The organism is Cryobacterium sp. TMS1-20-1 (assembly GCF_004402355.1).
Lineage (GTDB): Bacteria > Actinomycetota > Actinomycetes > Actinomycetales > Microbacteriaceae > Cryobacterium > Cryobacterium levicorallinum.
In genome coordinates, this window is sequence record NZ_SOGF01000052.1 from 177,230 (window position 1) to 199,547 (window position 22,318).

General features: G+C 66.4%; 16 protein-coding genes and 2 pseudogenes. 9 read left to right on the forward strand and 9 right to left on the reverse strand.

Annotation, left to right across the window (positions count from 1 at the left end):
- Positions 1-35: 35 nt before the first annotated feature.
- From E3O45_RS12130 to mgrA, 4 genes are all read left to right on the forward strand, one after another.
- Positions 36-1,040, forward strand: a complete 1,005-nt coding sequence (locus tag E3O45_RS12130; RefSeq protein WP_134443624.1) for an acyl-CoA dehydrogenase family protein — start codon at positions 36-38, stop codon at positions 1,038-1,040.
- Positions 1,034-2,458 (forward strand): PIG-L family deacetylase, encoded by a 1,425-nt coding sequence (locus E3O45_RS12135; protein WP_134443625.1) that lies wholly within the window; start codon positions 1,034-1,036, stop codon positions 2,456-2,458. The genes E3O45_RS12130 and E3O45_RS12135 overlap by 7 nt, the downstream gene beginning before the upstream one ends.
- The gene (locus E3O45_RS12140) at positions 2,455-3,243 is read left to right on the forward strand and encodes a glycosyltransferase family 2 protein (RefSeq protein ID WP_134443626.1); all 789 of its coding nucleotides are present in this window, start codon (positions 2,455-2,457) and stop codon (positions 3,241-3,243) included. The genes E3O45_RS12135 and E3O45_RS12140 overlap by 4 nt, the downstream gene beginning before the upstream one ends.
- A gap of 64 nt (positions 3,244-3,307) precedes the next feature.
- Positions 3,308-4,333, forward strand: coding sequence for an L-glyceraldehyde 3-phosphate reductase (gene mgrA / locus E3O45_RS12145; RefSeq protein WP_134443627.1), 1,026 nt, complete (start codon positions 3,308-3,310; stop codon positions 4,331-4,333).
- Positions 4,334-4,402: 69 nt separating this feature from the next.
- Here the strand turns inward: mgrA and E3O45_RS12150 are convergent, their stop codons facing one another.
- The 7 genes and pseudogenes from E3O45_RS12150 to E3O45_RS12180 all read right to left on the reverse strand — a co-directional run bounded on the left by E3O45_RS12150 (position 4,403) and on the right by E3O45_RS12180 (position 15,348).
- A complete protein-coding gene (locus tag E3O45_RS12150) occupies positions 4,403-7,075 on the reverse strand; it encodes a DEAD/DEAH box helicase (protein ID WP_134443628.1) in 2,673 nt (890 codons plus the stop codon).
- Between the two features lie 2 nt (positions 7,076-7,077).
- The gene (locus E3O45_RS12155) at positions 7,078-9,192 is read right to left on the reverse strand and encodes a S9 family peptidase (RefSeq protein WP_134443629.1); all 2,115 of its coding nucleotides are present in this window, start codon (positions 9,190-9,192) and stop codon (positions 7,078-7,080) included.
- Between the two features lie 88 nt (positions 9,193-9,280).
- On the reverse strand, positions 9,281-10,444 hold the full coding sequence (hutI, locus tag E3O45_RS12160; RefSeq protein WP_134443630.1) for an imidazolonepropionase: 1,164 nt from the start codon (positions 10,442-10,444) through the stop codon (positions 9,281-9,283).
- Positions 10,441-11,760, reverse strand: coding sequence for a formimidoylglutamate deiminase (locus E3O45_RS12165; protein WP_134443631.1), 1,320 nt, complete (start codon positions 11,758-11,760; stop codon positions 10,441-10,443). The genes hutI and E3O45_RS12165 overlap by 4 nt, the downstream gene beginning before the upstream one ends.
- Positions 11,757-12,947 (reverse strand): allantoate amidohydrolase, encoded by a 1,191-nt coding sequence (locus E3O45_RS12170; protein ID WP_134443632.1) that lies wholly within the window; start codon positions 12,945-12,947, stop codon positions 11,757-11,759. Before E3O45_RS12170 ends, E3O45_RS12165 begins: the two co-directional genes overlap by 4 nt.
- Positions 12,948-12,949: 2 nt before the next feature.
- Positions 12,950-14,633, reverse strand: a pseudogene (hutU, locus tag E3O45_RS12175) (urocanate hydratase).
- A 58-nt stretch (positions 14,634-14,691) separates the two neighbouring features.
- Positions 14,692-15,348 carry an IclR family transcriptional regulator gene (locus tag E3O45_RS12180; protein ID WP_134443633.1) on the reverse strand — a complete coding sequence of 219 codons (657 nt, stop codon included), beginning with the start codon at positions 15,346-15,348 and terminating at the stop codon, positions 14,692-14,694.
- Positions 15,349-16,152: 804 nt separating this feature from the next.
- Here E3O45_RS12180 and E3O45_RS12190 point away from each other — a divergent pair.
- Positions 16,153-16,323, forward strand: a pseudogene (locus E3O45_RS12190) (DUF2277 domain-containing protein); the annotation flags it as partial.
- Here E3O45_RS12190 and E3O45_RS12195 read toward each other — a convergent pair.
- Both E3O45_RS12195 and E3O45_RS12200 read right to left on the reverse strand, forming a co-directional pair.
- A complete protein-coding gene (locus E3O45_RS12195; protein ID WP_134443634.1) occupies positions 16,320-16,757 on the reverse strand; it encodes a hypothetical protein in 438 nt (145 codons plus the stop codon). The pseudogene E3O45_RS12190 and the gene E3O45_RS12195 sit on opposite strands and share 4 nt — an antisense overlap.
- A 37-nt stretch (positions 16,758-16,794) precedes the next feature.
- Positions 16,795-17,289, reverse strand: a complete 495-nt coding sequence (locus E3O45_RS12200) for a hypothetical protein (protein ID WP_134443635.1) — start codon at positions 17,287-17,289, stop codon at positions 16,795-16,797.
- Between the two features lie 94 nt (positions 17,290-17,383).
- On the opposite strand from E3O45_RS12200, the gene E3O45_RS12205 reads away from it, so the two are divergent.
- From E3O45_RS12205 to E3O45_RS12215, 4 genes are all read left to right on the forward strand, one after another.
- Positions 17,384-19,120 (forward strand): Ig-like domain-containing protein, encoded by a 1,737-nt coding sequence (locus E3O45_RS12205; RefSeq protein WP_134443636.1) that lies wholly within the window; start codon positions 17,384-17,386, stop codon positions 19,118-19,120.
- A 24-nt stretch (positions 19,121-19,144) separates the two neighbouring features.
- On the forward strand, positions 19,145-20,287 hold the full coding sequence (locus E3O45_RS12210) for a threonine synthase (RefSeq protein ID WP_134443637.1): 1,143 nt from the start codon (positions 19,145-19,147) through the stop codon (positions 20,285-20,287).
- Positions 20,284-20,457, forward strand: coding sequence for a hypothetical protein (locus E3O45_RS17550; protein ID WP_166789488.1), 174 nt, complete (start codon positions 20,284-20,286; stop codon positions 20,455-20,457). Before E3O45_RS12210 ends, E3O45_RS17550 begins: the two co-directional genes overlap by 4 nt.
- Positions 20,458-20,606: 149 nt before the next feature.
- Positions 20,607-22,223 (forward strand): isocitrate lyase, encoded by a 1,617-nt coding sequence (locus E3O45_RS12215; protein ID WP_092448782.1) that lies wholly within the window; start codon positions 20,607-20,609, stop codon positions 22,221-22,223.
- Positions 22,224-22,318 lie beyond the last annotated feature (95 nt).

The window sequence follows — 22,318 nt, forward strand, 5'->3', positions numbered from 1 at the left end:
ACATCGGTTGAGGCCGCGTGGGTCGAGGGGGAGTAATGAGGCTTGAATCGCAGCTTCCACCGGCCCCGCTCAGTGCCGCTGCATTAGAGGTCAACGGTGACGCGCAGCGGGCGATTGCACTGGCGAGCAGTCTCGCATCCGTTCCCCGCCCGGGGGAGGGAAAAACGGCCGTTCTGTTCGACACACTGTGCACGCTCGCGTCGGCCGACCTCACGGCAGCACGAGTGGCCGAGGCGCACCTCGATGCGCGGGCGATTCTCGCCCAGGCCGGCCAGGACGCCCAGCCCGATCACTCCTGGGGCGTGTTCGCCGCGGAGACCGCCGGCACCGTGCTCACAGCGACGCGAGAGGGCGACCGCTGGCGGCTCGACGGCACCAAGCCGTGGTGTTCCCTCGCCGGACTGCTGACTCACGCGCTGGTCACCGCCCACGTCGGCGAACACGGCAGACGCTTGTTCGCCGTCGATCTGCGGCAGGCCGGCATTACGGTACATGACGAGCTGTGGATCGCCCGCGGCCTGCCGCAGGTGAAGAGCGGCCCGGTCGATTTCGACGGTGTTGGGGCCGATGCGGTTGGTGATGAGGGCTGGTACCTGCGCCGGCCTGGGTTCGCCTGGGGCGGTATCGGAGTCGCCGCCGTGTGGTGCGGCGGTGCCGTCGGCCTGGCACGCACCCTCTACGACTCGACCCAGGGGCGCGCCCCCGACCAGATTGCGCTCGCCCATCTCGGCGCTGTCGACGTGGCAGTGAGTACTGCGGTGACGGCACTGGCCGCCGCCGCGGCCGCGATCGATGCCGGCGAGGCCGACGGACCGGCCGGTTCCCTCCTGGCCGCCCGGGTGCGCGGGATCGTCGCCCGCGCGGCCGAAGACGTCATATTCCATATCGGGCATGCCCTCGGACCGGCGCCGCTGGCCCTGAACGATCGGCACGCGCAGCGGGTCGCCGATCTGCAGCTGTATGTACGCCAGCACCATGCCGAGCACGATGACGCTGCGTTGGGACGCATGCTCGTAACGAAGGGGAGTGCACCGTGGTGACATTCAGCAACGTCGATGGCGGAACACCCGAGAAGAGCTGGCAGGCAGCGAACTGGCCGGACCGGTTCGCCGCGCTGAGCACGGACGGGCTCGGCCGTCTCGTCGTGGTCGCGGCGCATCCGGACGACGAAAGCCTCGGCGTTGGCGGATTGATCGCGCACGTTGCGGGGCTCGACGTGCCGATCGTGGTCATCATACTCAGCAACGGCGAGGCGTCTCACCCGAACTCCCCGACCCACGACCAGGCCCGACTCGCCCAGATCCGCCGCATCGAAGTGACGGATGCTCTCGCACACCTGGCACCGAACGCGCAGGTGCACCTGCTCGAGCTCCCCGACGGCAAACTCGCCGAGCACATCGACCTGGCCGCCGGGGCGATCATCGAGGCGATCGGCGACGTGGACGCGTCGACCTGGGTGGTGGCACCGTGGCGAGCCGATGGGCATCCGGATCATGCGGCAGCCAGCGCGGCCGCCGACCGAGCCGCACGAGAACGCAGCGCCCGCCTGTTCGAGTACCCGATTTGGGCCTGGCACTGGTCAAACCCGGATGCCCCCATCTGGTCGGACTCCACCGTGCGCGTCTTTGATCTGCTGCCGACCGAGCGCAAGGCCAAGGCGCGCGCTCTGGAGCTGCATCGTAGTCAGGTCGGCCCGTTGTCGGATTCGTTCGGCGACGAAGCGATCCTACCGGCCGGTTTTCAGGAACATTTCATGCGCACCTTCGAGACCCTCATCGAGGTGACCGTGAAAAAATCCGGAGGTGCGCCAGCGCGCCCGCAAACGGATGCCCCCGCACCCGCCGACCCGAATCACACGCTCACGACCGGGTACTTTGACTCGATCTATTCCTCGGGTCCGGATCCGTGGGGGTTCGAGACCCGCTGGTACGAGAAGCGCAAACGAGCCGTCCTGATCGCGGCGCTGCCCCGGCAGCGCTTCGGCGGAGCCCTCGAACTCGGCTGCTCGAACGGTGTGCTCACGGCCGAGCTGGCCGAACGGTGTGACACCGTGCTCGGCATCGATCTGATCGAACAGCCGCTCAGCATTGCACGAGCGCGACTCGCCGGCCAGCCCGGCGTGAGGTTTGAGCGGCGAACGGTTCCGGCGGACTGGCCGGAGGGGGAGTTCGACCTGATTGTGCTGTCCGAGGTCGGATATTACTGTTCCAGTGCCGACCTGCGGCGACTGCTCGAGCGCTGCCGGGCCAGCCTCGCCCCCGACGGGGTTCTGGTGGCCTGCCATTGGCGACACCCGGTAGCGGAGTGTCCCCTCACTGGCGATGCTGTGCACACGCAGCTCACCCACGTGGTCGGGCTGCAGCGCACCGTGCATCACCTCGAGCGCGACTTCGTGCTCGAGGTGTATGAACCCCGGCCCGCACTCTCGGTCGCGCAGCGCGACGGCCTCGTGCCGTGAGCATACAAACAAGTCCGTCGAGCCCCGAATTCGTCACGATCGTGGTGCCGGTGCGCAACGAGGAGGTCCTGCTGCCGCGCGCCCTGGCAGCACTCGCCGTGGCGATCGACGCGCTCAACGTGCTGCCGCAGCCGGACCGCCCAGCCGTGTCGGTGTTGCTGGTCCTGGACCAGTGCACCGATTTATCGGCCCGAGTCGCCGCACTCTGGCCCGACTTCGACCGAGTTGAAATTGAGGCCGGCGCCGTCGGCGTGGCGCGTCGGTTCGGTGTGCAGCGCGCGCTGCACCGGCTGGAAGCGGTCTCGGCGTCGGGTGCGGCGGCATCCGCTGTGGGTGATGGCCAAGCCGAGCGAATCTGGATCGCCAGCACCGACGCGGACTCGGCCGTGCCGCCGAACTGGCTGATCACCCAGTTGGCGTTTGCCCGCAACGGTGTCGATCTGGTACTCGGAACGGTGCATCCCGACGACGACCTGGCCGCCCACGAGCTGGTGAACTGGGAGTCCCTGCACACGATCGGTGAAGGGCATCCGCACGTTCACGGCGCCAATCTGGGCGTGCGGGCTGATCGATACCTGGCCGCCGGCGAATTTGCGCCGGTCGATTGTGATGAAGACAGGCTTCTCGTGGCAGCCCTGCGTGAACTGGGGGTCGCCGAGGCACGCACGGCGTTGATTCCGGTGCTGACCTCGGGACGACGCGTCGGCCGAGCCCCGGCGGGATTCGCCGAGTACCTGCGCGAACACATCAACCCCGATTGGGCTGACACCGAAGCGGCGCACTGATTCGCAGGCCAGCTTTCGTACAAGCCTCTGGCGTGGCGTGGCCTGAAAGTGGAAGAATAATCGAATGACTTATCTTCCCAATGACTCTCGATATGAGTCCATGCCCTACCGTCGCGTCGGACGCAGCGGCCTCAAACTTCCCGCCATCTCCCTCGGACTGTGGCAGAATTTCGGCGATGACAAGCCGCTCGCAACGCAGCGGGCCATTTTGCGCCGGGCCTTCGACCTCGGCATCACCCACTTCGACCTCGCCAACAACTATGGCCCCCCGTACGGCTCAGCCGAAACGAACTTCGGTCAGTTGTTCCGCGAAGACTTCGCTGCCCACCGGGACGAGGTCGTGCTCTCGACCAAGGCGGGCTACGACATGTGGCCGGGCCCTTACGGAAACTTCGGCAGCCGCAAGTACCTGCTGTCGAGCCTCGACCAGTCGCTCGGCCGCATGGGCGTCGACTACGTTGACATCTTTTACTCCCACCGCGCCGACCCAGACACCCCGCTCGAAGAGACGATGGGCGCGCTGCACACCGCCGTCACGAGTGGCCGCGCCCTGTATGCCGGGATCTCCTCGTACTCGCCGGAGCGCACCCGCCAGGCCGCGGCGATTTTGGCCGACCTCGGCACACCGTTGCTGATTCACCAGCCCTCGTACTCTATGTTCAACCGGTGGGTTGAGGGCGATCTGCTCGATACCCTTGAAGACATCGGAGCCGGTTGTATTGCGTTCTCGCCGCTGGCGCAGGGCCTGCTCACCGACCGCTACCTCGGGGGAATCCCTTCGGACTCCCGCGTCGCGCGGGAGGGTTCGGCCAAGAAGTCCATGGTGAGCACCGAGGCGCTCGTGCACATCCGGGCGTTGACCGAGATCGCCGTCGAGCGCGGTCAGTCGCTCGCCCAGATGGCCCTGGCCTGGGTCCTGCGCAACTCCGAAGTGACCAGCGCGCTCGTCGGCGCATCGTCGGTCGCCCAGCTCGAAACGAACGTGGGCGCTCTGCAGAACCTCGAGTTCAGCGCTGCGGAGCTGACCGCGATCGACGTGCACGCCGTCGACAACGGCATCAACCTGTGGGCAGCCTCAAGCGACGTCTAGCCCCTCCCGCCGGCTTTCGTCCGGGCCGGCGAACGGAAGTGGCGGTGACGCTCTGACCAGGGGCGGCGGTCAGGGCTCGAGCAGGCCGCGAATGTCGTCGGCGGTCAGCGCGGTGCTGAACAGGGCGTCGTCGTCGAGCACCGCGCTGAACAGCTGCGCCTTCTGGGCCTTGAGCGCCATCACTTTCTCCTCGATCGTGCCGGTCGCGACCATCCGGTAGACCATGACGTTGCGGGTCTGGCCGATGCGGTGGGTGCGGTCAACGGCCTGCGCCTCGGTCGCCGGATTCCACCAGGGGTCGAGCAGAAAAACATAGTCGGCTTCGGTGAGGTTGAGGCCGAAGCCGCCGGCTTTCAGGCTGATCAGAAACACCGGGGCCGCGCCGCTCTTGAACCGGTCGATCACCTCGCTGCGCCGTAGCGTCGACCCGTCGAGGTAGCAGTACGGAACGCCCAGAGCGTCCAGCCGGGCGGCGGTGAGCTTCAGAAACGACGTGAACTGGCTGAAAATCAGGGCCTTGTGCCCCTCGGCGATGACGTCATCGAGCTGCTCGAACAGGGCGTCGAGCTTGCTGGAGCGCACGCCGGCATATTTCTTATCGACCAGCGAGGCGTCGAGGCTCAGCAGTCGCAGCAGGGTGAGTGAGCGAAAAATAATGAAGCGGTTTTTGTCGAGGTCCTCGATCAGCCCATACAGTTTCTGCCGTTCGCGCTGCAGGAACGTGTCGTAGAGCTTCTGGTGCGCCGAGTTCAGCGCGATCTGCAGTTCCTGTTCCTGTTTCGGCGGCAAATCGCGGGCGACGACCTCTTTGGTGCGGCGCAAAATCAGCGGGCGGATGCGCCGGCGCAGCTTGGCGAGCCGCTCCGGGCTCGATCCACGGGTCACCGGTCGCACGTAGTCCTCGGTGAATTTGCGCGCGGACGCGAACAGTCCGGGCGCGACGATGCTGAACAGTGACCACAGGTCCATCAGGTTGTTCTCCAGCGGAGTGCCCGTGATCGCCAGTTTGAATGGTGTGTTCAGCTCTTTTGCGCAGGCGTAGGCGCGGCTGGTGCGGTTCTTCACGAACTGCGCCTCGTCGAGGACGAGGCCGGCCCAATTCAGGGCTTGGTAGGCGTCGAAGTCGAGACGGAACAGAGCGTAGGAGGTGACGAGCACGTCGACGTCGGCGGCGGCATCCGCTAGCTGCGTGCGGCTTTTGGCCTCGGTCGCCGTCACCGTGCGTATCCGCAGCCCGGGAGCGAACCGGGTGGCTTCGTTCAGCCAGTTCATGACAACGGATGTCGGCGCCACCACCAGAAACGGCCTCGAGTCGCGCGCGTGCACCAGCAGCGCGAGGGTCTGCAGGGTCTTGCCGAGCCCCATGTCGTCGGCGAGCACCCCGCCGAGCTGGTGCTTCCAGAGGAAGGCGAGCCAGGCGAACCCCTCCTGCTGGTAGGGGCGGAGGGTCGCGTGCACGCCAGCGGGGAGGTCGACCGGGTCGATCCCGGTCAGATCTTTCAGACCGGCGGCGGCCGCTCGCCACGACACGGCCGGAACGGTCTCATCGGCGAGATCTTCAAAATCGCTCCACAGGCTGGCCTGATAGCGGCTGATGCGCAGGCCGGTCTCCCATTCGCGCAGCGCGCGGCCCTCGCTGATGAGCTCGTGCAGCCGCTCGAATTCGGGTTGCTGCAGGGAGAGATAGCTGTTGTCGACCAGCTTCAGCCGCGTCTGCCCCTTGGCGAGGGCCTTGAACAGCGGGCCGAACGGCACCGTGATCGCGCCGACCGTGACGATCACGCCGAGGTCGAACCAGTCGCGCTGGTCGGTCTCGACCGTCGTGATCACGAGGTGGGGCGTTTCGGTGCGCTCAAAGTCGTCGGGCAGCGCCTCGGGAAAGCGCACCGAGGAATCCACGCTGGTGACCACGACCGTGCGCTGCAGCGCCGGGTAGACGGAGCCGAGAAACTCGGCCTTGTCTTCGGCGGGAACGCTCGCCGCCTCGACCTGCCCGACCAGGTGACGCTGCTCGCCGCTCAGCGGGCCGGCGGCCGGCGCGAGCGTGAACACGGTCGGCGTGCCGAACCGCACGCTGTAGATGCCGTGGCCGGCGATGACTCCGGCGGCCTCGAGCGGATGGTCGACGCCGTCGATCTGCAGGCGGGACTGCAGGAGTAGCGGGCCGGCAGCATCCGTTTGCGAGGCATCGAGACTGATCTCGGCGAGCGAACCGATGCGTACGACGACGTCTTTTTTGTTGCCGACGAAGCCGATGCCGAGCTGCTCGGCCTCGCGCAGCAGTGGCCACAGCAGCGGGCTGGTGAAGTTGTCGAGGTAGATCCAGTCGGTTTCCTGGCTCGTGTAAACCTCGCGCACGGCCTTGTATAGGGCGGCGAACTGGGAGATCCAGCGGTGGTGTTCGGGGTCGAGGTTGAACCGGTTGAGCTGAAAAGTGAGGTGGCTCCAGGTGACGTTGCTGCGCACCCAGTTGCCCTGCGCATTGTGGATGACCGGGCGAACGCCGAGCCGATAGTCGCCGTGCCCGGCCACGAGCGCCTTCACCGGTTTAGCGGTCGGCCCGCGCCAGCGGTCGTTGGTGCGCGGAGTCTGCTCGCGCAGCTCGAACTGCAGCCCCATCGGCACTTTCGGTCCCGTGGCCAGCGGTCTCGGCTGCCCAAAATTACCGATCCGCAGGCCAGCGGATGTCGGCGGTTCCCCCGGCAGCACCAGCCGCTTCCAGGCTGGGGTGCCCTCTGACATTTCTAGCTCTCGGGCACGTTCAGGCCGGCGGTGTCGAGCACCCAGGCGTAGTTGAACGCGCGTTCGTGCCAGGCACTGTACCGACCGGAGACTCCGCCGTGGCCGGCCGACATTTCGGTCTTGAGCAGGGCATCCGCTCCCACCTCGCGCAGCTTGGCCACCCATTTGGCCGGCTCCACATAGAGCACCCGGGTATCGTTCAGGCTGGTCACGGCGAGAATCGCCGGGTAGGCGACGTTCCGCACGTTCTCGACGGGGGAGTAGGACTTCATGTAGGCGTACACCGCGGCGTCGTGCAACGGGTCACCCCATTCGTCCCACTCGATCACGGTCAGCGGCAGTGACGGGTCGAGAATCGAGGTCAACGCATCGACGAACGGCACCTCGGCGAGGATGCCGGCGAACAGCTCGGGCGCGAGGTTGGCGACGGCGCCCATGAGCAGTCCGCCGGCGCTGCCGCCCTCGGCGACCAGCCGGGCCGGGGTGGTGAAGTCTGCGTCGATGAGGTGCCGGGCGCAGCTCACGAAGTCGGTGAAGGTATTGCGCTTGGTCGTGGTTTTGCCGGTTTCATACCAGGTGCGGCCGAGTTCGCCGCCGCCGCGCACGTGCGCGATGGCGAAGATCATGCCGCGGTCGAGCAGGCTGAGCCGGGCGATGCCGAAGCCGGGGTCGATGCTGTGCTCGTAGGATCCGTAGCCGTAGAGCAGGGTCGGCGCCGGGGTTCCGGGCGTGACGAGGTCGCGGCGGTAGACCAGCGAGATCGGCACCCGGGTACCGTCCTCGGCGGTCGCCCACTCGCGGCGCTGCTCATAGAGCGCCGGATCGTAGCCGCCGAGCACGGGCTGCTGCTTGAGCAGGCGTCGTTCGCCGGTCGCGACGACGAGGTCGTAGACCGTTGACGGGGTGATGAAGCTCGTGAAGCCGAACCGCAGGGTCGGCTGGGTCCACTCCGGGTTGCCGGCTGAACCGACGGCAAACAACGGTTCGTCGAAGTCGAGCTCGGTCAGGCCGCTCGCGTCGTGTCGGTCGATGGCGAGGCGGGTGAGGCCGTCGCGGCGGTACTCGACGACGAGAAAGTCGGCGAAGGCATCGACGCTTTCCAGCCGGATCTGCGGGTCGTGCGGCAGCAGCATCCGCTTCTCGCCTTGCGGGTCTGCGGCTGCGACGCTGACCAGTTCGAAATTGACGGCCGCGCCGCCGTTGTGCACGATCAGCAGGCGGTCTTCCGCGGCGATCACGGCGTGCTCGACATCGTATTCCACGTTGTCCTGGCGCGGCCAGACCACGGCGAAGTCGCCGGTGGGGTTGCTCGCGTCGAGCACCCACGATTCGGTCGTGACGCTGGATCCGGCCTCGATCATGAGGAATTTGCGGCTGCGGGTGATGCCGACGCCCACCCAGAATCGTTCGTCGGGCTCGTGAAAGATGCTGGCGTCAGCGACTTCAGCGGCACCGATTTCGTGCCGCCATACGGTGTCCGGGCGCCAGGCGTCGTCGACGGTGGTGTAGAAGAGGTAGCGTCCGCTCGGGTCGAACAGGGCGCCGGCGCTCGTGTTTTCGATCGTGTCTGGCAGGTTCTCGCCGGTCGCGATGGTGCGCACCCGAATCGTGTAGCGTTCGTCGCCCTCCACGTCGACGGCGTAAAGGAGCTGGGTGCCGTCGTCGCTGAGGTCGAAGCTGCCGAGCGAGAAGAACTCGTGGCCGGCCGCTTCGACGTTGTCGTCGAGCAGGATCTGCTCGCCGGGCACGCTCTGGTTGGTGCCGAGCACGGGCGCCGCCCAGTCATCCGGGCCGCTGATCGGTGCGCGACAGTGGATGCCGTATTCCTGGCCCTCGACCGTGCGGGTGTAGTACCAGAAGTCGCCGCGACGCACCGGAACGCTCAGGTCGGTCTCCTGGGTGCGGTTCTTGATCTCGGTGAAAATCTGCTGCCGGAGTGGTTCCTGGGTGGCGGTGCGGGCCTCGGTGTAGCTGTTCTCGGCCTCGAGGTGGGCGATGACCTCGCGGCTGTCCTTGTCGCGCAACCACTCGTAATCGTCGACGTAGACGTCGTTGTGGTGCTCGCGGCGTTGCGGCTTCTTGGTTGCCAGGGGAGGGGTGATCGGGCCAGAGGTCATCCCCCCAGCGTAGTTTGCCGCGTCTCGCCAGAGCGGGAAAAAGGTTGCTTCGGGTGTGCTGAAGCAGCTATTTTCTCGCTTTCGCGGTTCAGTCCACCCGCACTCCCCGTCTCCAGACGCTTGCGGTCAGCGGCACGCCGGGGCGGTAGGCCAGGTGCGAGATCGACGGGGCGTTCAGAACCTGCAGGTCGGCCAGGCCGCCGACCCACAGCGAGCCGACGGCATCCGTTCCCTGATCGCGGCCGAGCGACGCCGCTGCACCACGGGTCGCCGCCCAGACCGCCTCGGTCACGGTCAGCCCCATCTGCAGCACGGCGGTCGCCACGCAGAACGGCATCGACGTGGTGTACGAGGTGCCTGGATTGCAATTGGTCGCCAGGGCGATGGTCACACCGGCGTCGAGCAGCTGGCGGGCCGGCGCAAACGGTTGCCGGGTGGACAGATCGCAGGCCGGCAGCAGCGTGGCGACCGTGGCCGACGCCGCCAACGCGTCGATATCGGATGGCTCCAGGTAGTTGCAGTGGTCAACGCTGTGCGCGCCGAGTTCAGCGGCCAGCCGCACGCCGCCACTGAAGCCGAGCTGGTTGCCGTGCACGCGCAGCCCGAGGCCGGCGGCCCGGCCGGCCAGCAGCACCTCACGGGTCTCCTCCACGTCGAACGCGCCCACCTCACAGAACGCGTCGATGAACTGCACGTAGGGAAGCACCGCGGCGAGCATCGGCCCGGTGACGAGGTCGAGGTAGTCGCGACGATCCAGCCCATTCGGCACGATGTGGGCGCCGAGATAGCTGACGACGTCGGCGACACGGGCGGCGGCCCGGGCCGACCGCGCTTCACTGTCCACGTCGAGCCCATACCCGGTTTTGGTCTCGAGAAAGGTGGTGCCCTGCGTTTCGGCTTCGTGGCGCAGGCCCCGCGCTGTGGCTACAAGCTGCTCCTCGGACGCCGCGCGGGTTGCGGCGACGGTCGTGTTGATGCCGCCGGCGGCATACTTCTGGCCGGCCATGCGGGCTTCGAACTCTGCCGAACGGTCGCCGCCGAATACGAGGTGGGTGTGGGAGTCGACCCAGCCGGGCAGAACGGCGCGGCCATCGACATCCGTTCGACGATCGGCAGCGGGGGCCGAGCTGGCCGCACCGATCCAGAGGATGCGGCCGTCGCCGATGACGAGTGCCGCGTCGTGCCGGCGCTCGCCGGACTCATCGTGCGTGGTCAGTTCACCGATTCCGGTGATGAGCTCGGTGCCGCTCATTCGCCGAGCCTTCCAAGCGCGTCGGCCATCAGCTCCGACGGCCGCGCGCCGCAGACCAGCCGACCGCCATCGGCCACGACCTGCCCGCCCACGATGACCCGCAGCACATCGGAGGCGGTCGCGGTCAGCGGCAGCTGCTCGACAGACGATCCGACCGTGCGCACGCCAGCGGTGCTGATCTCGACCAGATCGCACGGGTCGCCCTCGCGCATCGTGAGACGGCCGAGCCCGAGCGAGGCATAGCCGACGCTCGTGGCCGCGGTGAGGAGGGCGGTCGGGGCAAAGCGTCCGCGCTGTCGCGAGGCCAGCCGCTCGCCCATTTCCAATCCGCGCATCTCCAAAAACGGGTCGATGACGGCGTGCTGATCGGAGCCGAGGGCAATCGGACAGCCCGCCTCGGCCAGGGCCAGCGCCGGACCGATTCCGTCGCCGAGATCGGCCTCGGTGGTCGGGCACATTACGACGGTCACGCCGGCGTCGCCGAGCAGCGCGCGGTCCGCGTCGCTCAGATGCGTCGCGTGCACCACACTCAGTCGCGGTGCGAGGGCACCGAGCGAATCGAGCACACCGGTCGGGGTCAGGCCATACGCCGCGAGGCAATCCGCGTTCTCCTGCGGCTGCTCCGACAGGTGCACGTGCAGCGGAACATCCGCCGGCAACCCGGCGAGCACTTCACGCATCGCCTCGGGCGTGACGGCACGCACCGAGTGCAGCGCGGCGCCGAGCGTCACGAGGTCGTCGTTCCCCAGTGCTGCGCGCAGCGAGTGCCATCGGGCCAGCCAGCCCGCAGCGTCAAAGTCGCCGAATGCCCGCTGTTCGGGTGCCAACTCCTGCCCGATTCCGCCCTGCAGATACACCGTGTCGAGCAGCACCAAACGGATGCCGACGGCCCGCGCCGCCGCCGCAAGCGCCAGTTCCATGGCGTGCTCCGTCTCATACGGTTCGCCATTCGCGCGGTGATGCAGGTAGTGAAACTCACCGACGGCGGTGTAGCCGCTCACGAGCATCTCGGCGAACACCGCCGTCGCCAGCGCCTGGTACTTCAGGGGGTCGAGCTGCGCGGCGACCCGGTACATTCGCTCGCGCCAAATCCAAAAATCGCCACCCTCCGCGTGGGTCTGACCGCGCAAGGCCCGGTGAAACGCGTGCGAGTGCGCATTACCGCACCCCGGCAACACCGTTCCCAAACGGATGTCCGCGGCCTCCGCCCCGTGAATCTGAACCCGAGAGATGCGACCGTGGTCGTCGACCTCGAGCCTCACCCCGGTCACGGCGACCCCGTCGATCAGCAGGGTTTCGCACCAGAAGTTGCTCATAGCAGATCCCGTAGCAGCAGTTCGAGCGCGTCGATGCCGGCCACGCAGTCCGCGGCTTCGGCGAATTCCTCCGGCGCGTGGGAGATTCCGGTCGGGTTGCGCACGAACAGCATTGCACTCGGCACGTGGGCGGCGAGCACGCCGGCATCGTGGCCGGCTCCGGTTGACAGTTGCGGCACCTGGCCGAGCGCTTGCGCGAACCGCTCGCGCAAGCCGGGGGTGAACTGCACGGCGCCGGCCCAGGATTCCTCGATGAGGGTGACGGAGCATCCGTTCTGCTGGGCGGCCTGCTGGGCGCGGGCTGCAATGTCGGCCACGAGCAGGCGGGTTTCTTCGTCGGTCTCGGCGCGGGCGTCGAGCCAGGCGTGCACCGAACTGGCGATGACGTTGGTTCCGCCGGGGATCGCTTCGATGCGGCCTATCGTCGCCCGGGTTCCCGGGCGACCCAGAGCGGCGGCCTGCACACCCACGATGGCCTGGGCAGTGGCAACCATCGGGTCGCGGCGCTCGATCATGGTGGTCGCGCCGGCATGATTACCCTGGCCGGTGACGGTGAGGCGCCAGCGACCGTGGGCCAGAATCGATGATGCCACGGCCACCGGCTGGTCGAGGTCGATCAGGCCGCGGCCCTGCTCGACGTGCAGCTCGATGAACAGTCCGATGCGTTCTAGTGCAACGAGGTCGACGCCGAGGTGCGCCGGGTCGACACCAACTTTCCGGGCGGCCTCGGCCAGCGTGACGCCGTCACGGTCGGTCAAGGCGCGGGCCTGATCGGCGTCGATCGCGCCGGTGAGCAGCCGGGAGCCGAGACAGGCGATGCCGAAACGGGAGCCCTCTTCCTCGGCGAACATCAGCACCGCGCACGGCCGGGTCGGCACGAACCCGCTCGCCTGTATCCGGCCGATGGCCTCGAGCGAGGAGACCACGCCGAGCGGCCCGTCGTAGGCGCCGCCGCCGGGAACGGAGTCGAGGTGGCTGCCGGTGACGACCGCATCCGGTCCCGGCTGACCCCACCAGGCCCAGAGGTTGCCGTTGCGGTCTGTTTCGACCTGCAGCCCGAGCCGTTCGGCGCGCTCGACGAACCAGGAGCGCAGCTCGAGGTCGGCCGCCTGCCAGAGATGGCGGGAGTACCCGCCGCGCCGGTGGTCGCGGCCGACATCGGCGATCTCGGCGAGCCCCGAAAGCATGCTCAGTCCTCCCACATGGGCACGCGCAGGCCGCGGTCGCGGGCCACTTCCTCGGCCCGCTCGTAGCCGGCGTCGACGTGCCGCATCACTCCGGTCCCCGGGTCGTTGGTGAGCACACGCGCGATCTTCTCCGCGGCCAGCGCGGTGCCGTCGGCGACGATGACCTGCCCGGCGTGAATGCTGCGGCCGATTCCGACCCCACCGCCGTGGTGAATGGAGACCCAGGTCGCGCCGGAGGCGGTGTTCAGCAGCGCGTTCAGCAGCGGCCAGTCGGCGATCGCGTCGGAGCCGTCCAACATACCCTCGGTCTCACGGTAGGGCGAGGCGACTGAGCCGGAGTCGAGGTGGTCGCGGCCGATCACGATCGGGGCGCGCAGCTCGCCGGAGGCGACCATCTCGTTGAATTTGAGCCCGGCCAGGTGGCGTTCCTGATAGCCGAGCCAGCAGATGCGGGCCGGCAGGCCCTCGAACTGCACCTTTTCTTCGGCCTTGGTGATCCAGCGGTGCAGCCCGGCGTCGTTCGGAAACAGCTCCAGAATGGCCTTATCGGTGGCGGCGATGTCGGCCGGGTACGCCGGAGAGCGCCACCCAGCGGAACGGGCCCTTGCCCTCGGCGAACAGCGGGCGAATGTAGGCGGGCACGAACCCCGGAAACTCGAACGCCCGCTCGTAGCCGCCGAGCTTCGCCTCGGCCCGAATCGAGTTGCCGTAATCGAAGACCTCGGCACCGGCATCCTGAAATTCGACCATCGCTTTGACCTGCTTGGCCATGGCGGCGCGGGCGCGCACGGTGAACTCCTCCGGGTTTTCGGCCGCGTAGCTGTGCCATTCCTCGACGGTGACGCCCTCGGGCAGGTAGGAGAGCGGGTCGTGCGCGCTGGTCTGGTCGGTCACGATATCGATCGGCACTTTGCGAGCGAGCAATTCGGCGAACACGGTCGCGGCATTGCCGACCAGACCCACCGACAGAGCGCGGAGTTGCGCCTTGGCCGCGAGCACCCGGGCGATGGCGTCGTCGAGATCGGCGGTCATTTCGTCGAGGTAACCGTGATCGACGCGGCGCTGCAACCGCGCCGGGTCGACGTCGACAATGAGCACGACGCCGTCGTTCATGGTGACGGCGAGCGGCTGCGCGCCGCCCATGCCGCCGGCCCCGCCGGTGAGGGTCAGCGTGCCCGCCAGGGTGCCGTTGAACTTCTTGGTGGCCACGGCGCCGAAGGTCTCGTAGGTGCCCTGCAGGATGCCCTGGGTACCGATGTAGATCCACGATCCGGCGGTCATCTGCCCGTACATGGTGAGCCCGAGGTGCTCGAGGCGACGAAACTCCGGCCAGGTCGCCCAGTCTCCGACGAGGTTGGAGTTGGCGATGAGCACCCGTGGCGCCCACTCGTGGGTGCGAAACACGCCGACCGGCTTGCCCGACTGCACCAGCAGGGTTTCGTCCTTTTCCAGCGTTTCGAGGGTGCGCACGATCGCGTCGTAGCACTCCCAGTTGCGCGCGGCCTTGCCGGTTCCGCCGTAGACGACGAGGTCGTCGGGGCGCTCGGCAACCTCGGGGTCGAGGTTGTTCATGAGCATGCGCAGCGGCCCCTCGGTCTGCCAGCTCTTCGCGGTCAGTTCGGTGCCGCGGGCGGCGCGAACGGGGCGTGCGGTGTGGGTGGTCGGGTGCGACGAGGTGTGAGTCATAGGTGGGGTTCCCTTGTTCCGGCGGGGCAGTGGATGGTGCGGGAATGTTTCAGGGTGATCAGCGGGCGTAGAGCTGGCGCGCTTCGCCGAGCAAGAGCTGGCCGATACGTTCGATGCTTGACGTGGTGATGCGGTAGCTCGGAACGACCACACTGAGGGCGCCCACGATGCGGTCGCCGACGCTGATCGGTACCGCTATTGCCGTGACGTCACGCTCCACACCGTCACTCACGACGCAGTAGCCGGTGTCACCGGTGCCGCCCTGCAGGGCCTTCCCCGAGGCGCTCGAATCCAGGGGAAACTTGCGGCCCACCCAATTCGAGTGCCGAACGGAGTGGGTTCCCTCGACAATGGCCACGTAGAGGCCCTGTCGTCCCGGGGCCGGGATGCTCAGATACGCGGATTCTCCGGTTTGTTCGACAATTCGCGTCATCGGATCGCGACAGAGCGCCACGAGTGATTCCTGACTCAGGGCGAGAACGCCGAGCTGCACGATCGCCACTCCTGGGCGGTAGGAGCCCTCGTCGTCACGGCGAATAAAGGTGGCTGCCTCGAGGGTGCGCAAGAGGCGAAGTGCTGTGCTGGCGGAGAGATCGACCGCTTTCGCGGCTTCACCGAGGGTGAGTGCGCCTTGCTCGCAGACAACGCTGAGCAGAGCGAGGGCACGCTCGGCCGTTCGCGTGGTCGTGTCTGGTTTGCCGGGTACTGCGCTCATGTCAAGCTCCTGGTGTTTCCATGCCGCTCACAATTGCATTTAGTAAAACACCTATTTCATTAGATGACAAGAGAATTCAGACATCACTGTCGGTTGAACGCCGGTCCGGTGCTCGCAATGAGTGCATAATCACCTTGTGAAGCGGATGTTTCGCTCAAGTAACGTGATTATTGCCATCTGAAGAGACCTTGACATTGTTTGGCTTTGGTCGTTACTTTTCATAGATTGACGATAAATTTTCATTTTGAACACCTATGCGTCGTTGTCAGCCACTACCTGATTCAGTAACCTCCCCGACCACGTCGGAGGAGCTCAGCGTTTGTTGCACCCCGACCAACCCTCACCTCGTCACGAGTTTCCGGGCGGCGCTCGCGGAATCGTTTGCGTATGCATCCGCTCATGAAGACGCTGTTCGGGAGATCATCCAGAACTACGCTTCGCTCGGCCCTGAGTTTGCCGCCGCTGTTGGCCTGTCGCGGCACCAGCTTCGAAGCACTGCGCGACGTGAAGATCACGACCCTGTTCGTCACGCACGACATCGACAAGGCCGTGTACCTGGCCGAGCGCGTCATTGTGCTGTCGTCGACGCCCACCATCGTGCAGCGAGAGAGGGTCGTCGACCTGCCCGGGGAACGCGATCAGCTCTCCACCCGTTCGCTGCCGCATCTGCAGCAGAAATCGACGATGACTGCCTCGGATGGACACAGCGCCAGGGTCTGCTCGACCGGGCACTCGGCTGGTCGACGCGGCACGAACACGCCCGCGTCGACCAGAATGTGCCGGCCGCAGAACTCGGCCCAGCGCACGCATCCGTCGAAGGCGAACGAAGAAGCCTTTGAGCTCGCCGTGCACGAGATAGCGCGCATCTCTCGGCACCTGCTCGAAGATCTGGTGAGCTCCGCACCGCCGAAAAACCGGGAAATCGAGGCCGAGAAAGCCAAAGCGCGCTCGCAGAAGCGGTTTGCTGCGGCTTAGCGGGTGTGACGTTCCGCGTAGAGCACCATCACGGCCGCCACCACGCTTGCCGCCGCGCCGAAGGCCAGGCCGAAGGCGATGGTGATGCCCGCATACAGTCCGTCGTCCAGCATCGTCAAGACTGCGGCGATCGTCAGGGACAGCAACACCACACCGCCCATCGCGCCCAATGCGGCCGCTGTCGTGCGCAGGCGCCGCGATTTAGTGAGCTTTCGATCAGCAATCGCCACCGCCATGAGACCGCCCAGCAAAGCGACCGCCCCGATAACGAGGCCGATCACGCCATAATTCGCCATGGAACGCACGACAAACCAGAACCGAAACTCGGTTTCACCGCTGCCGGCGTCGGTCATGACGACTGCGACGCAGGCCGCGATCAGAAACCCCACGATCGGTGCGAACACCGCGATGCGCCAGTAGCGCCGAACTATCATGTGCCCACCCTACGTGGCGACGGGTCGCACCGGCATTCTAGAAATCGACCCAGGCGCTGGGCAGCGGATGCTCCCCCCGCTCTGGCCGGGTGCGCTCGCTTCGTCGCTCGGCCCGGTGCACCAGAAACGCTGCCGCGATCCCCGCCGCGGTAGCGAGCACCACCGTGAAGGTGATGATGAGGTACGCCCAGCCCGCTCCGATTATTCCCTGCACGGTGGCGAACACGATTCCGAGAACCAGCACGCCACCGGCCGCACCGAGGGCGGCCAGGGCGGTGCGCACACCCGACGATTTTGCGAGGTGCCGGTCGAGGCAGCCAACCAGAACGACGCCGCCGACCAGCGCGGCGATGCTGACGACCAGGCCGACGGCACCGAAGCCCAGAATCGCCCGCACGACGCCTTCGATCGTCTGGCCGGCTCGCGCCTGGGGGTTACTGCCCAAGGACATCACTCCCACCACGGCGGCACCGAGGAGGAACCCGATCACGGGCGCAACCAGCGCGATGCGCCAATAGCGGTGAACCATCATGGCTCCCACACTATGGCGCGCCGGCCCTTGAAGGGGTGGGCGAACCGCATTATCGTTGGGGTCGAATCGTGGCCAGCACCGGAAGGACACGAAAATGACATTTGTTCGCGCTCCGAAGCCGTCCCGCATTATTCGCCGTAGCCTCGCCGTGCTCGCGTTGAGTGCCATTTTCGTCACCGCGGTTGCACCGCTGCCAGCCAATGCCGCCGACGCCGTCACAGCGCCGGTAGCAGCGCCGACAGCAGCGCAGACCGCCCCCGACCTGTCCAAGCTGTGTGACCGGTTGAAGCTGACGCTCGCCAGAACCAAGCTGTGCAGCCACGGACCCGACCCGGTCGAGGCGTTCGGCGGCGCGGCCAGGCTGAAACAGACATCCGCTGCGGCAGAAGAGAGCGTTTCCGCCGTACCGGCCTCTGAGCTGACCGCGCTGTGCAGCGCCGGCGGTGTGAGTGGCAAGCGCATCGAGGTGATCTACGGGGTTCCGCAGGATCGCACCAACCGGTACGCAACAATGTTGGCCCCCCTGCGTGACGTGATGCGGCAAGTGAACAACAATCTCGAGGCAGCGGATGCCGCCACCAGCCAGAACTACCGCTTTCTGTGCACCAACGGCGTCGACGTCACGGTGCGCAACGTGACCCTGCTGCCGGTCGGATCCGACGCCACCTACGACTTCAACGATTACATCTGGAGCCTGCAAAATCAGGTCGCATTCGGGCTGGGACCGGTCGACTTCATCGCCAATGATCGTCTGTACATCACCTATATCGATCAGATTCAGGATGTCTATCCCTACGGGGGTCAGGGTGAGCTCTCGATCGACGACCAGCCGAATCCCGCGCTGAACGCCAACAACGACACTCGGCCGCGCTATTCGATGTCGGCCTACCTGGACCTGCTCGTGATCGCCCACGAAATCGGCCACAATATCGGGGCGGTGCAGTACTCGGCGCCGCATTCCAGCCAGGCCGGCCACTGCTACGACGAGGCCGACCTCATGTGTTACGACGACGGCGGGCCTTACTTCGCCGCGGGCGGCACCCTGACTTTCACCTGCCCGGGAACCGACTGGGCCATCGACTGTCACGACGAGGACTACTATTTCCCGGGCACGCCGCCCGCGTCGAACTACCTGGCCACCCACTGGAACACCGCCAGGAGCGGTTTTCTGAGCCCGATCGTGGCGGCGGAGGTCCCGCCAACCGTCACGGCGAAATCACCGGTCAGCCTGGCCACCCGGGTCGCGCAGACCGCCAACGCGACCGCAACCTTCAGCGAAGCCGTGCAGGGGCTGTCGACGACAACGATGCGGGTGAAGAATCCGGCCGGCACGGTTCTCTCCGCCGCGGTCAGCTACAACGCGACCACCCGGGTCGCGACGCTCAATCCGACCGCGACCCTCGCGCCAGACACCAAATACAGCGTCAGCCTCACCGGCGGAGCCGCAGCAATTCGTGATGCGACGGGCACACCGCTGGTGTCAACCGGCTGGAGCTTCACGACCGGCCCGGCGCCAACGATCACCACGCGCACTCCCGCCAGCGGGGCGACGGGTGCCAGCCGCACCGCGAGTGTCTCGGTGACGTTCAGCGAGGGAATGGCGGGGGTGGCGGCATCCACTTTCAGGCTGAAGAACACCGCGACCGGCGTTGCGATCGCCGCCGTCGTCTCCCGCAGCGGCACAACGAATCAGTGGATTCTGAACCCGAGCAGCACCTTGGCCTCCGCCACCAACTTCACCGTCACGGTCACCGGCGGCAGCAGTGCCGTGCGTGATCTGGCCGGCAACCCCGTCTCGACGAGCATCTGGAGGTTCACCACCGGCAGCTGACGGCGGGGCAGCTAGCATCGAGGGATGCCTGACCTTGTCTGCTCCGAGTGCGCCGCCGTCTATCCGGTCGAGAGCCTGGTCTGGCGCTGCACCTGCGGCGGCCTACTCGACGTCGCCGAATTCGACATTAAAGTGGATGCCCGGGCGCTGCCCGGCCGCGCCCCCTCGCTCTGGCGCTATGCCGAGGCGCTGCCGATCGCCGTCGACCCGTCGATCACCCTGGGAGAGGGCTTCACGCCCCTCGTGCCGTCCCGCGCTCTCGCCCACGTACAGCTCAAACTCGACTTTCTGCTGCCGACGCTCTCGTTCAAAGACCGCGGCGCGGTCTTGCTCGCGACCCTCGCCCAACGGCTCGGTGTGACCAACGCCATGGTCGACAGCAGCGGAAACGCCGGCACGTCGATGGCCGCCTATTTCGGGCGGGCCGGCATCGGCTGCACGGTCTACGTTCCCGAGTCCACCTCGCCCGGCAAGCTCGCGCAGATGCGGACGCACGGCGCCACGGTCGAGCTGGTACCCGGCTCGCGCGCGGATACCTCCGCGGCGGCCCTGCGGGCAGCGGGCCGACCCGGCGTCATGTACGCGAGCCACGTCTATCACCCGTACTTTCTGCACGGCGTGAAGACCTACGGTTATGAGATCTGGGAGCAACGCGGGCGCTCGCTGCCCGAGACGGTGGTGGTTCCGGTCGGCAACGGCACGCTGGTGCTCGGCTGTTACCTCGCTTTCAGCGAGCTGGTCGCCGCTGGTCTCGCCGAGCGGATGCCGCGGATTGTCGCGGTGCAGGCATCCGCTTGTTCGCCGCTGGAACAGGCCATGGCGCAGGGCTTCGCGATGCCCGCGGCGGTTGACGGCGGCACCACGATCGCCGCGGGTATCGCCATCGCGGCGCCTCCCCGGGGCCGGCAGATTCTGTCCGCTGTGCGTGCCACCGGTGGCACGATCGTTTCCGTCAGTGACCGGCAAACCGCGGGCGCGCGGCAGGAATTGGCCGACGAGGGACTCTTCGTCGAGCCGACCTCGGCTGTCTGCTTCGCTGCCGTGCGCGCCGCCGTTGACTCGACGTTCGACAAAGCCAGTCCCACCTGGGCGGTGGCCGCGAGCCTGCTCACGGCCGAGTCCGTGGTCGTGCCGCTGTGCGGCGCCGGCCTGAAATCGCCCGTGTGATGAAGGACTTTGACGACGACGGTCCCGCTTGCCCGGCCTGCGGCACCGAGATGATCCCGGACGGCGTCGACACCGCTGACGGTCTGGAAGAGTGCCATCGGTGCCCCAGGTGCCGGCTGGTCATCGTCGTGCCCGGAGATGCCCCCGAGAACACCCAACTCCGCGAATAACTTTTCAATTGCAGAAGAATCACATTTATTCTCTCGACTTTCTTGGGAAAGACTCACTGTTCTTGCGCCAATCTGGGTTTATCAGCCGATAGCGGCTCGTTGAGTCAGAAGTTCCGGCTCAGCCCAACTCACACGTCGAAGGAATTAACATGACTGTCTACCGGAAAGACATCGCGGCCATCGAAGCCCTCAAACAGCAGGTTGGAAGCAGCTGGGACGCCATCAACCCGGAGTCTGTCGCCCGCATGCGTGCCCAGAACCGTTTCAAGACCGGCCTGGAGATCGCGCAGTACACGGCCGACATCATGCGCAAGGACATGGGGGAGTACGACGGAGATTCCTCCATCTACACCCAGTCGCTCGGTGTGTGGCACGGCTTCATCGGCCAGCAGAAGATGATCTCGATCAAGAAGCACCTCAAGACCACCAACAAGCGCTACCTGTACCTGTCCGGCTGGATGGTTGCGGCGCTGCGCAGCGAATTCGGTCCGCTCCCCGACCAGTCCATGCACGAGAAGACGACCGTTCCCGCTCTCGTCGAGGAGATTTACACCTTCCTCCGCCAGGCCGATGCCCGCGAGCTCGACCTGCTCTTCACCGGCCTCGACAACGCCCGCATCGTTGGCGACGACGCCAAGGCAGCTGCGATCCAGGTGCAGATTGACAACTTCGAGACCCATGTTGTGCCGATCATCGCCGACATCGATGCCGGCTTCGGTAACCCCGAAGCCACCTACCTCCTGGCCAAGAAAATGATCGAGGCTGGCGCCTGCGCCATTCAGATCGAGAACCAGGTGTCGGACGAGAAGCAGTGTGGCCACCAGGACGGCAAGGTCACCGTTCCTCACGAAGACTTCATCGCCAAGCTGAACGCCGTTCGCTATGCGTTCCTCGAGCTCGGTATCGAGAACGGCATCATCGTCTCGCGCACCGACTCGCTCGGTGCCGGCCTCACGCAGAAGCTCGCCGTGACGTACACGCCCGGCGACCTGGGCGACCAGTACAACTCCTTCCTCGACGTCGACGAGATCACCGAAGCCGACCTCGGCAACGGCGACGTCGTCATCAAGCGCGATGGGAAGCTGCTTCGCCCGAAGCGCCTGGCCAGCAACCTGTTCCAGTTCCGCGCCGGAACCGGCGAGGCGCGTTGCGTGCTCGACAGCATCACGTCGCTGCAGAACGGTGCCGACCTGCTCTGGATCGAAACCGAGAAGCCGCACATCGGCCAGATCGCGGGCATGATGAACGAGGTGCGCAAGGTCATTCCGAACGCCAAGCTGGTCTACAACAACAGCCCGTCGTTCAACTGGACCTTGAACTTCCGCCAGCAGGCCTACGACGCACTCCTCGCCGAGGGTAAGGACGTCTCCGCTTACGACCGTGCCAAGCTCATGAGCGTCGACTACGACGAGACCGAACTGGCCGTGAACGCCGACGAGAAGATCCGCACCTTCCAGCGCGACAGCTCGAAAGAGGCTGGCATCTTCCACCACCTCATCACCCTGCCGACGTACCACACGGCCGCACTCTCGACGGATGACCTGGCCAAGGGCTACTTCGCCGACCAGGGCATGCTCGCCTACGTCAAGGGCGTGCAGCGTCGCGAAATCCGTGAGGGAATCGCCACGGTCAAGCACCAGAACATGTCGGGCTCCGACCTGGGTGACAACCACAAGGAGTACTTCGCCGGCGAAGCCGCGCTGAAGGCTGGCGGCGTGAACAACACGAGCAACCAGTTCGAGGAACCGGCTTTGAGTAGCCACTAAGTCAAATTGGAGTAACGAAGAGGCCTCAGTCGAAAGACTGAGGCCTCTTCGTGTGCCCGAACAGCCGTTGACGAGACAGCCTCTGACGAGCGGAT

Bases quoted from the DNA above. Each gene is read 5' to 3' on its own strand.
- E3O45_RS12170 (WP_134443632.1), bottom strand. From the start codon at position 12,947: ATGCTTTCGGGGCTCGCCGAGATCGCCGATGTCGGCCGCGACCACCGG.
- E3O45_RS12215 (WP_092448782.1), top strand. From the start codon at position 20,607: ATGACTGTCTACCGGAAAGACATCGCGGCCATCGAAGCCCTCAAACAG.
- E3O45_RS12210 (WP_134443637.1), top strand. From the start codon at position 19,145: ATGCCTGACCTTGTCTGCTCCGAGTGCGCCGCCGTCTATCCGGTCGAG.
- E3O45_RS12165 (WP_134443631.1), bottom strand. From the start codon at position 11,760: ATGAGCAACTTCTGGTGCGAAACCCTGCTGATCGACGGGGTCGCCGTG.
- E3O45_RS12180 (WP_134443633.1), bottom strand. From the start codon at position 15,348: ATGAGCGCAGTACCCGGCAAACCAGACACGACCACGCGAACGGCCGAG.
- E3O45_RS12130 (WP_134443624.1), top strand. From the start codon at position 36: ATGAGGCTTGAATCGCAGCTTCCACCGGCCCCGCTCAGTGCCGCTGCA.
- E3O45_RS12205 (WP_134443636.1), top strand. From the start codon at position 17,384: ATGACATTTGTTCGCGCTCCGAAGCCGTCCCGCATTATTCGCCGTAGC.
- E3O45_RS12155 (WP_134443629.1), bottom strand. From the start codon at position 9,192: ATGACCTCTGGCCCGATCACCCCTCCCCTGGCAACCAAGAAGCCGCAA.
- E3O45_RS12195 (WP_134443634.1), bottom strand. From the start codon at position 16,757: ATGATAGTTCGGCGCTACTGGCGCATCGCGGTGTTCGCACCGATCGTG.
- E3O45_RS12150 (WP_134443628.1), bottom strand. From the start codon at position 7,075: ATGTCAGAGGGCACCCCAGCCTGGAAGCGGCTGGTGCTGCCGGGGGAA.
- E3O45_RS12200 (WP_134443635.1), bottom strand. From the start codon at position 17,289: ATGATGGTTCACCGCTATTGGCGCATCGCGCTGGTTGCGCCCGTGATC.
- mgrA (WP_134443627.1), top strand. From the start codon at position 3,308: ATGACTTATCTTCCCAATGACTCTCGATATGAGTCCATGCCCTACCGT.
- hutI (WP_134443630.1), bottom strand. From the start codon at position 10,444: ATGAGCGGCACCGAGCTCATCACCGGAATCGGTGAACTGACCACGCAC.